The organism is Halorutilus salinus (assembly GCF_026242195.1).
GTDB lineage: Archaea > Halobacteriota > Halobacteria > Halobacteriales > Halorutilaceae > Halorutilus > Halorutilus salinus.
Window position 1 is genome coordinate 15622 of sequence record NZ_RKLV01000006.1, and the last position, 9384, is coordinate 25005.

Genomic DNA, 9384 nt, shown 5'->3' on the forward strand with positions numbered 1-9384 from the left:
TGTGAAGATACGCCGTGGTGATATCGTCACGGTCGAACTGAACCCCACGAAGGGAAGCGAACAAGAAGGGGAAACCAGACCCTGTGTCGTCATCCAGAACGATGTCGGGAACCGGTTCTCACCTACCACGGTCGTCGCGCCTTTCACCAAGAGGTACGACCCCGACGATGTGTACCCGTTTGAGGTAGAGGTGCTGTCTTCGGAAACGGCTCTCGATCACGACTCCGTCGCCGACCTGAGTCAGATACGGGTTGTCGATACCGAAGCGCGTGTGAAGGAAAAGATAGGCTCGGTTCCGTCGGCGCGGATGACAAGGATCGATACGGCGATCAAGGACAGTCTCGGTCTATAGGTGAACACAGGGTAACAGACCGTCCGGGTACCGGGAAGGACGGTAGCCCGACAATGAACCCGAACGACGACGCACGGCTTCTCCGCTACACCCAACCGCGCGGCTTCGCGTCCCTCCGCGGGTACGCGTCGACCAACCCCACCATCAGGGTTAAGTAATCTTGTATACGACGTATACACATGGGAACGAAGACCGTCCGTCTCGACGAGGACGTGTACGAACGCGTCCGCTCGCGGAAACGCGACGACGAGACGTTCTCGGAGGCTATCGACCGTCTCACGGGCGGTTCGTCGTTGCTCGACCTCGAAGGAACCCTTAGCGACGAGGAAGCCGACGAGGTACGCGAGGCTATCGAAGAGAGCCGCGAAGCCGACGTGGAGGAGTCGAAGGAGATAGGCGAAGGTTGATTCTCGATACATCTTTTCTTATCGACGTACAGAACGGCGTGGATGCGGCAACCGAGAAGGCGCGTGAGATAGAGTCAAGCGGTCGCCCTCGGCGCGTACCGCACGTCGTCCTGTACGAACTGTACATCGGAGTCGGTAAGGGCGTGCAGACGGACGAAAACAGGGAGCGTATAGAGAGCGTCGTCCCCTCGTTACCTCTCGAACCCACGACGCCGTCGATAGCGCGTCGCGCAGGAAAGATAGAGGGCGAGCTACAGAGGGAGGACGGGGCGATCGGTACCGTCGACGCTCTCGTCGCCGCAACCACGTTGGAGTACGATGAACCGCTTGTCACCGCCGACACCGACGACTTCGGGACTGTTCCCGGTCTCGAAGTCGAGACGTACTAAGAATCAAGTACCAGTCCCATCCAAGATGAGCGAAACCACCGACACATCCGAACTCGGTCGTCGTCCCCTTCGGAGGTCACGTACAGAACCGTTGAGGTCAGATGGAGGGCTTCGCCGAAAGACACGGAAGGTACGACAGTCCACATTCCACCCAAACCGTTATCTGTCATAAACATGTAACTGTACATAAACATGTCAAGTTCGGAGAAGGTGGTTCAGACCGAGCTTCCGGAAGAAGAGTACGAGAGGCTGGCACGGATAGCTGAGAAGGAAGACAAGTCCTTGAAACAGTTGCTAAGGGAGGCGGCTAACGAGTACACCAGCCGACACGAGGAGATAGACCTCAACGACCCGTTCTTTCAAGTAGACGTTGGTGAATCCGGTGCGGACGAGAAGACCGCCAAAAAGACTGACGAATACATCTACGGAGAGTAGATGATAGAGAGATTTGAGCCGAAGGTCGAAGTTCCTACGGGACTGTTCCTCGACACGAGCGCTCTCTTCCCCTACTTCGATCCCGACACGGAGGAACACGACGAGGTGAAGACTTTCTTCAAGCAACTGCTATCCGAACTCCAATACCGACCCCTATACACAAATCAGTACGTGGTGGATGAGCTTGTTACGCTTCTTCTGTACAAGGCAGACAGGGGGAAAGCCACCGAGGCGTATGAAGCTATTACTGAGTCCGAGGTCATACAGCTCCTTTCTGTCGACGACGCCGTCTTCAAGAAAGCAGGTGAGGAGTTCCTCGAAGGAAACGAAGCCGTATCCTTCACCGACTACACGGTAGGTGTCCAGGCACGAGAGAAAACCGTCGAGTACGTCTTAGCATACGACGGCGACTTCGAAAGCCTCGGTCTGAACAGAATCCCCTACCCGGAATAGTATTGCGGTTACCGTTCATCTATAGTCAAAAGACCGGACAGCTTTGTAAAGTGTGAGTAACAAGAGAGAAACCTCGTTGAAGAACCGTGCTCGTTCACGCCGAGTACGGGTTAGCGTCGGACTTAATCCGTTTCAGGTCGTCGACGGAGTCAAAGCCGGTGTCGAACGAGTAGATGTAGTCGACATCCTCCACGCCCGCGTAGGCGACGAGAGCAGAGTCCACGAAAGAGAGATGTGGGTTACCGCGGTACACGTCGTGTGCGTTCGTCCAAACCTCACGGTTCGTGCGCTCCATCCTGAAACCGCCGCTTCTTTCGAGTATATCAGCCGCCTCCGTGCAGTCGTCGTGGCTCAACGAACCCGTCATGGCGTTGAACGTCTCGGCGTAGACGAAGTCCAGGACGATACCGACGGGTAGGTCGCCGTTGTCCATCCGTCTGAAGATAGGTAACGCGTCGTCATGGTAAGGGTCCTGTCTGTTCAGCGCGCCGTACAGGACGACGGTATCGACAAGGGCTTCCTGCATCCATCAGTCACCCGTGTCGATCCTGCCCGCCGGTTCCAAGCCCACCTCGTCGTGGTCGACCGACCCCCCTTCAGATTCGAAGCCGTCGAATCCGTCAGGAAGGACGTTCTTCCTCTGACGTATTACCTCGACGCGTAGCTCGCCATCCTCCCAGTACCACCGAATCCTGTCGCCGTCCTCTATATGCGCGGCTTCGCGTATCTCCGCTGGTATGGAAGCCTGGTTACCCGAAACCGCCCCCGACCCCACCTTCTTGTCTGTGTTTCCCGTGCTCACACCCTGTATAACTACCTCTCGGACTTAAACTAACCGGTGCACTAAGACCCGCACCGGGTTTGACGTATCCAGCCGAACGGCGTTCGTCTCTTCACCGCGTCGCCCCTGCGCTCTACCGCCCGCGGAGCCGGGTTAACGACGTACCGGTTACGTAGCCCACCGTTTATCTGTGATTGAAACGCCGGACGGTCGATATACTGTGAAAAAACGGGTACAGGTAGCAACGGTTAATCACGCACAACCCGTAACCCCGACGTTGTAGACGACGAGATCAAGCTCCGCGTCGGCGCGGAGAAGCACGAGGGCTAGTGTCGGGTGTTCGCCCCGTAACGAAGGACTTCGCCCGACCCCAGCCTCGGATCCGTGAGGGTACGGCGTGTATCGGTGCTTCGGAATAACCAGTCTGATTATCCTGCAGAACGAAGTACAACCGATGAACCTGCTTTCCAAATCCCCCGTCCCTGACCACGCTGTTGGTGTGAAGGAGGAGGCAAAGGAGTTCGCACAGGAGCATATAGAACCCAACGCCGCGGAGTACCACGAGACCGCGGAGTACCCATGGGATGTGCTTGAAGCCGGTATGGACGCGGGTCTCGTGTCACAGGGCGTCGACGAGGAGTACGGCGGTCGTGGCTTCGACATACACGAGATACTCGCTATCACGGAGGAGTTCCACAGGGCTGACTCGGGTATAGGGCTCACGCTCCAGCTCGCGAGTTTCGGTGCCAAGATAATAGAAAAACACGGAACCGAGGAACAGAAGCAAAGGTTCCTCCGTCCCCTCGCCGCGAACGAACAGATCACGGGACTCGCCGTCTCCGAACCCGAGACGGGATCGAACCTAGCCGGCATGGAGACGACCGCGGAGAAGGACGGCGACGGATGGGTTCTAAACGGGGAGAAGTACTGGGTCGGAAACGGTGTCGAAGCCGACTGGGTGACGGTCTATGCGAAGACGGGTGACGACCCCGACAACAGGTACGGTAACTTCTCGCTCTTCGCCGTCCCGACCGACACCGACGGATACGACGCCGAACATATACCGGAGAAGATAGGCTTCCGTGCCTCGAAGCAAGCCCGCATCGAGTTTGACGGTGTACGTGTTCCTGAGGAGAACATAATCGGAAACGAGGGCAACGGCTTCTACATGCTCGCCGAGTTCTTCAACTCCGGAAGGGTGATGGTAGGAGGACATGGAATAGGTCTGGCGGCGGCGGCGATAGAGGAGGCGAGCGACTTCGTACACGACAGGAACGCCTTCGACCGTGGCGTGAACGAGTTCCAGGCTGTCCAGCACACGCTCGCCGACATGATAACCGAGTTCAACGCCGCACGCACACTGAACTGGGAAGCCGCGGATCATGTCAAACAGAACGACAACGCGGGCTTCTGGGCTTCGATGACGAAGGTAAAGTCGACCGAGACGGCAGACATGTGTGCCGAACGCGGTATGCAGTTACACGGAGGACGGTCGGTACTTACCGAAAACAGGATCTCACGCGTCTACCGCGACGTGAGGATACCCGTTATATACGAGGGTGCGAACGAGGTTCAGCGCAACCTGATCTACAGTCAGAACCGGTGGTAGAGATCAAACCACATGACACGAACAGGCTTTCGGTAGCCCTCACGTCGGTTCGGGAAGGTATACCGGTACCCTAAAATGAATCTAAAAAGCATACTCGTAATACTAGCGATAGTCGGCTTCGGTATCGTAGCTTGGGAACTCCTCTGCTTCAACCTCGGAAACCCACCGAACCTGTGCTGATCTATACCTGATCCGCACCTATCAGTGTGGTCACACAGACTGCCGAGAAGGGTTAACAACAGCCGTCGGTCGACGGGAACGGATCCGTGAGACAGGGAGCCATCGATCCACCGACAGCCGTTCGGCGCGTACGATCCGGAATCTACCCTACTCAGTCGAACCTTTTGCCGGCGCGTAAAGAACCGTCATTACGAGTTCGTCCTCGAAGCCGTGGAACCGATGGTCGGTTCCGGGTTCGAGATGGATTACGTCCCCCTCCGAAACCTCTGTGCTTTCCCCCTCTACGTTGATCTTCGCGGTTCCGGTGTCGATATGGTAGACCTCGTCCTCTGCGTGTGCGTGCATCTGATCCTCATCGCCTTCCTCAAACCTCATTACCTCAAGACTAACAGCTTCGCCACGGACGGTTTCGGCTGATTCTTTTCCCTCTCCGATTTCGTCTACTACGTCGCTTACGTTGAATAGCTCCACGTCTATATTAACAGGTCAGCATACTTATGAGTACTGGCTGACATCGGGGCTGTATCGTACGCTCTATACATGAAGGTACGAAACGGGGGTTTGGAGCTTCCTGTGCCTACAGCTTCGCGTAGGATCGTGGATGCCTACTTCATCCTACCACCTCGACAGCCTCGCGTGTACGCCACGACCGACACGGTCACCGCTCACGTAACGCGCTCAATACGGTCGGTCGGGTCGAGTTCCTCCGCAACCCCCGGTGTGAAGCCGGCGATACTGTCGAGGAGGTTCACACTGTAGCTTGCCGGTCCGTTGTACTCTAGGTCGGTCGCATGTTCGCCCGCGAGTCCGTAGGCGAGAGTTCCGTGCAGGGCGGCGGAAAGACCGTCCTCAAGACCGCCGGAAAACGCCGCGAGGGTTGCCCCGAGCATACATCCCGTTCCAACGACCTTCGAGAGCATCTCGTCACCCGCACGTACGCGGTAGACCCGGTCGGATCCGGCGACAACATCCTCGACACCTGAGGCGACGACCACAGCGCCGGTCGTCTCCGCGAGCGCCCGCGCTGACCCCGTCACCTCCTCGTACTCACCGACGGACTCAACACCTTTCACATCCGCCTCCTCTCCCGCCAGATGCGTTATCTCGCCGTAGTTACCGTTGATAACGTCGAACTCAACCTCTTCGAGTAAGCTCGTGTGAACTTCTTTCCGGGTTGGCGTTGTCCCCGCACCGACGGGGTCGAGGACAACAGGGACGTCTAACCCGTTAGCCGCCTTACCCGCGGCGTGTAACGCATCGACGTTCGACTCTGTCATCCGACCGGTGTTGAGGAGTATCGCGCCCGCGAGTTCCGCCATTTCGGGTGCCTCTCCGGGCGCGTCCGCCATCACCGGTAAAGCGCCCCAGCTGAGTGTGACGTTCGCCAGATCGTTCTTCGTCACCTCGTTCGTCAGCTGCTGTACCAGAGGCTCGGCTTCACGAACCTCGGCTAGCGACCTCGCGAGCGCCTCGCCGGTGGCTTCTATCTCGTCAGTCATCGCTTCCCTCCCTCGGAGACGGCGGCTTCTAACCCCCGCGCCGCGGTTTCCGGGTTCTCTGCCCCGGTTATCTCACTAACCACGGCGACGCCTGTTGCACCCGCCTCAACAACCGACGGCGCGTTCGAGGCTGTGACGCCCCCGATTCCGAAGACGGGAATCGAAACAGACGCGGTGATTTCGGAGACTAGCCCGAGTCCGGTTCCGTTCTTCTCCTCGGGAACGTTCTTCTTCGAGTCAGTACCGTAGATAGCACCGACGCCGAGATAGTCCGCTCCATTCGCTTCGGCTTCGGTAGCCTCCTCAACCGTCGATGTCGAACAGCCGATGACCGCCTCGGTTCCGAGCAGGTCGCGTGCGACCCCGACGGGAAGGTCAGACTGCCCGAGGTGGACGCCGTCGGCGTCGATCGCCTGTGCGATATCGATCCTGTCGTTGACGAGGAGTGCGACGCCCGCTTCGGCGGTGAGTTCGCGCAGTTCGAGACCGAGTTCGTAGCGCCATCCGGCGTCGGTATCTTTCTCACGGAGCTGAACGACGTCTACGCCGCCGTCGATCGCGGCGGAAGCGACCTCGACGGTAGTTTTCTTGCTGGAGAGAGACTCCTGTGTCACGAGGTACGTTCGCCAGCTTTTCGCGTTCATAGGTACAGTACCCGACGGTACGACTAAGACGCTTTGACTCGAAGATTTGGGGAACAGGTCGATCGCTCCGGATTAGGTGGTGACCGTGGTTTCCCAACCGGATCCCCGTCCCTACCCCTGCTGTTCCGCCCTCGCCGTCGATAAGCTGACCGGGATGGTCGTAGCTGAACATAGATACCGGACAGAAACGTAAGGTAAAATATAGCAGAGATGGACGGCTCTTCTATGGCGACTAAGTCAACACGGGGTGGTATAGAATGAGCAGGCTTACGAACGATGTCGCGGTCGTCACAGGTGCGGGTTCGGGTATCGGGCGCGCATCGGCGGAACGTCTGGCAAACGAAGGCGCGTCGGTCGTCGTTGCGGATATCGACGTAGAAGGCGGTGCGGAGACGGTCGAAGCCATCGAGTCCGAGGGCGGAACAGCCACATTCGTCGAGGTTGATGTTACGGACGAGGACGACGTCCGGAAGATGGTCGACGCCGCCGTCGAAACATACGGAGGGCTGGACATCGCTCACAACAACGCCGGGATTGAAGGAGACGGTGCACCGCTCGTCGAACAGTCGGCTGAGGGCTGGGAGGAGGTTCTCGGTATAAACCTGACCGGTGTCTTTCTCGGCATGAAGTACGAGATCCCGGCGATGGTAGAGGGCGACGGCGGGGCTATCGTCAACACGTCGTCCATCGCGGGGCTGTCGGGCGACGGTCCGGCACCGTACGTCGCCAGCAAGCACGGTGTGGTCGGGTTAACACGACAGGCGGCTGTCGAGTACGGTGACGAAGGGGTTCGGGTCAACGCGGTCTGTCCCGGTGTCGTTAGAACACCTATGGTCGAACGTTCGCTTGAGGAGCACCCCGAAGCCGTCGACCAGATTACGGAGGAGCAGCCGCTCGGAAGGATGGCTCAGCCCGAAGAGATCGCGGACGCCGTCGTCTGGCTGGCTTCCTCCGAGGCGTCGTTCGTCAACGGTCACCCGCTTCCGGTCGAGGGTGGACTACTCGCGCGCTGACACGGGGGCGTTCGGGACGGTATTTTTGGAGTACCTCCGTACCACGGCACTCCCGCCTAAGCCGGCGCTCTATACGAAGCTATCAGCCTCTATCCGTAGTAAACCGCCCGCCGTACGGTAAACTCACTCCCACTCGTCGGTGTTGAGGTACCCGCGTCTGTACCAAACGAGGGCTATCCCGGAGAACGCAACCAGCATAACACCGATGGCGGCGTAGGCGCTGTCTGCGTACAGGAAGCCTACGTTCGAAGCTACCAGCGCAGGCACGCTGAAGATAAGAGCGGTCTGTACCATTCCACGGTACACCTCACCCGGTAGCTCGTACTCGGACATCAGTTGATATACGACCTGAGACAACTAAACTCTACCCATATACCTTGGATGCGCGGGCGATCCGTACACGGCTCAGACCCACCTGTCGGTGTGGGAAGAGGTGACATGGACAGGACTAACCGGGCGCGTACTTTAGTATACACGATGACGGAAGCCCGTCGTTCGCCCGGATCAGGAGCTCGTCTTCCCGGATCCCTACCCGCTCCGGGGTCGATGTCGGACTCGTTTCAGGTGTACGAGGTCGAGGAGACACAGGAAGGTGCGGTCTACTACGGGGAGCCGTTACAGGACAGGGAGGAGGTACTCCGGTCGGTAGCGCCGGCGTTCAGGAGGAACGGTTACAGGATCGATATCAGGTACTCGAAGGGCGAGTACGCCCTGATAGCCAAGGAACGCCAGACGTCGGTCGACGGGGTGCCGTGGAAGAACGTCGCCTTGCTTCTCGCCACCGTGGGTACCACTCTCTTCGCGGGAGCAGGATGGTACGGCGTAGACCTGTCCAAGGGTCTCCCTTCGTTACTGTCGGCTTGGCCCTTTGCTGTCTCCGTCCTGGGCGTACTGGCGGTACACGAACTCGGACATTACGTTCTGACACGGTACCACGACGTCGAGGCTTCTCTACCCTACTTCATACCCGTTCCGAACGCGATAGGCACCTTCGGCGCGGTCATAAGCATGAGGGACAACATACCGAGACGTCGCGCGCTCTTCGACATAGGTGTGGCGGGACCCCTGTTCGGACTCACAGCCACCGTCGTCGTTACCGCCGTCGGTGTCACCCTACCGCCTGTCGAGGTCGCGGGTTCCACGGTAGCCCGGAGTATAGAGCTGGGGTACCCGCTTCTGATACGTGGTATAGCCGCCGTTATGGGACAGACGCTGGAGTACGGGGGTAACACGACGGTGAACCCCGTCGTTGTAGGCGGGTGGGTTGGCGCTTTCATAACCTTCCTCAACCTCATACCCGTCGGTCAGCTCGACGGCGCACACGTCGCACGTGCCCTCCTCGGCGACAGGATAGGAATGGTCGAGAAGGCGGTGCCTGTCGCACTCTTCGGACTCGCGGGGTACCTCGTCGTCTTTGAGGGCGGTCGGTCGGCATTCCTGTGGGCGTTCTGGGGGGTACTCGCACTGGTCTTCTCCAAGGCAGGTACGGTGACGCCTATAGACGAGTCCTCCGTGGGTAAGAGACGCCGGGCGGTCGCTGTCCTGACGCTGGTTCTCGGTGTTCTGTGTTTCACACCCGTACCTATCTCGATCTCGGTGTAGATGCGTTCAGCTCCGGTGGT

Annotated in this window: 14 protein-coding genes; 8 read left to right on the forward strand and 6 right to left on the reverse strand. The window is 58.7% G+C overall.

Translation table 11 applies throughout. From position 1 onward, the window contains the following. Position 1 precedes the first annotated feature (1 nt). The 5 genes from EGH25_RS06940 to EGH25_RS06960 all read left to right on the forward strand — a co-directional run bounded on the left by EGH25_RS06940 (position 2) and on the right by EGH25_RS06960 (position 2036). Entirely contained in the window at positions 2-352 is a 351-nt protein-coding gene (locus EGH25_RS06940) for a type II toxin-antitoxin system PemK/MazF family toxin (protein ID WP_266087055.1), read from the forward strand. Between the two features lie 179 nt (positions 353-531). Beyond that, positions 532-759 carry an antitoxin VapB family protein gene (locus EGH25_RS06945; protein WP_266087057.1) on the forward strand — a complete coding sequence of 76 codons (228 nt, stop codon included), beginning with the start codon at positions 532-534 and terminating at the stop codon, positions 757-759. Continuing rightward, positions 756-1148, forward strand: a complete 393-nt coding sequence (locus tag EGH25_RS06950; protein WP_266087058.1) for a PIN domain-containing protein — start codon at positions 756-758, stop codon at positions 1146-1148. The genes EGH25_RS06945 and EGH25_RS06950 overlap by 4 nt, the downstream gene beginning before the upstream one ends. Before the next feature lie 192 nt (positions 1149-1340). Next, positions 1341-1583 (forward strand): ribbon-helix-helix protein, CopG family, encoded by a 243-nt coding sequence (locus EGH25_RS06955; RefSeq protein WP_266087060.1) that lies wholly within the window; start codon positions 1341-1343, stop codon positions 1581-1583. Further along, on the forward strand, positions 1584-2036 hold the full coding sequence (locus EGH25_RS06960) for a type II toxin-antitoxin system VapC family toxin (RefSeq protein WP_266087062.1): 453 nt from the start codon (positions 1584-1586) through the stop codon (positions 2034-2036). A 94-nt stretch (positions 2037-2130) separates the two neighbouring features. Here the strand turns inward: EGH25_RS06960 and EGH25_RS06965 are convergent, their stop codons facing one another. Together EGH25_RS06965 and EGH25_RS06970 are read right to left on the reverse strand one after the other, a co-directional pair. Beyond that, positions 2131-2562: a type II toxin-antitoxin system VapC family toxin gene (locus tag EGH25_RS06965; protein ID WP_266087063.1), complete on the reverse strand. Its 432-nt coding sequence runs from the start codon at positions 2560-2562 to the stop codon at positions 2131-2133. A 3-nt stretch (positions 2563-2565) separates the two neighbouring features. Continuing rightward, positions 2566-2838, reverse strand: coding sequence for an AbrB/MazE/SpoVT family DNA-binding domain-containing protein (locus tag EGH25_RS06970; RefSeq protein ID WP_266087065.1), 273 nt, complete (start codon positions 2836-2838; stop codon positions 2566-2568). Positions 2839-3271: 433 nt separating this feature from the next. On the opposite strand from EGH25_RS06970, the gene EGH25_RS06975 reads away from it, so the two are divergent. After that, complete coding sequence (locus EGH25_RS06975) at positions 3272-4426, forward strand: acyl-CoA dehydrogenase family protein (protein ID WP_266087067.1); 1155 nt, start codon at positions 3272-3274, stop codon at positions 4424-4426. A 327-nt stretch (positions 4427-4753) separates the two neighbouring features. Here the strand turns inward: EGH25_RS06975 and EGH25_RS06980 are convergent, their stop codons facing one another. From EGH25_RS06980 to thiE, 3 genes are all read right to left on the reverse strand, one after another. Beyond that, complete coding sequence (locus EGH25_RS06980; RefSeq protein ID WP_266087069.1) at positions 4754-5077, reverse strand: cupin domain-containing protein; 324 nt, start codon at positions 5075-5077, stop codon at positions 4754-4756. Between the two features lie 194 nt (positions 5078-5271). Next, positions 5272-6105, reverse strand: a complete 834-nt coding sequence (gene thiM / locus EGH25_RS06985; RefSeq protein ID WP_266087071.1) for a hydroxyethylthiazole kinase — start codon at positions 6103-6105, stop codon at positions 5272-5274. Then, a complete protein-coding gene (gene thiE, locus EGH25_RS06990) occupies positions 6102-6749 on the reverse strand; it encodes a thiamine phosphate synthase (RefSeq protein ID WP_266087073.1) in 648 nt (215 codons plus the stop codon). Before thiE ends, thiM begins: the two co-directional genes overlap by 4 nt. Before the next feature lie 257 nt (positions 6750-7006). Between thiE and EGH25_RS06995 the strand changes: the two genes are divergently transcribed. Further along, complete coding sequence (locus EGH25_RS06995; RefSeq protein ID WP_266087075.1) at positions 7007-7762, forward strand: SDR family NAD(P)-dependent oxidoreductase; 756 nt, start codon at positions 7007-7009, stop codon at positions 7760-7762. Between the two features lie 123 nt (positions 7763-7885). Here EGH25_RS06995 and EGH25_RS07000 read toward each other — a convergent pair whose 3' ends face one another. Beyond that, positions 7886-8095, reverse strand: coding sequence for a hypothetical protein (locus EGH25_RS07000; protein WP_266087077.1), 210 nt, complete (start codon positions 8093-8095; stop codon positions 7886-7888). Between the two features lie 144 nt (positions 8096-8239). Between EGH25_RS07000 and EGH25_RS07005 the strand changes: the two genes are divergently transcribed. After that, the gene (locus tag EGH25_RS07005) at positions 8240-9364 is read left to right on the forward strand and encodes a site-2 protease family protein (protein WP_266087079.1); all 1125 of its coding nucleotides are present in this window, start codon (positions 8240-8242) and stop codon (positions 9362-9364) included. The last annotated feature ends 20 nt before the right edge of the window (positions 9365-9384 follow it).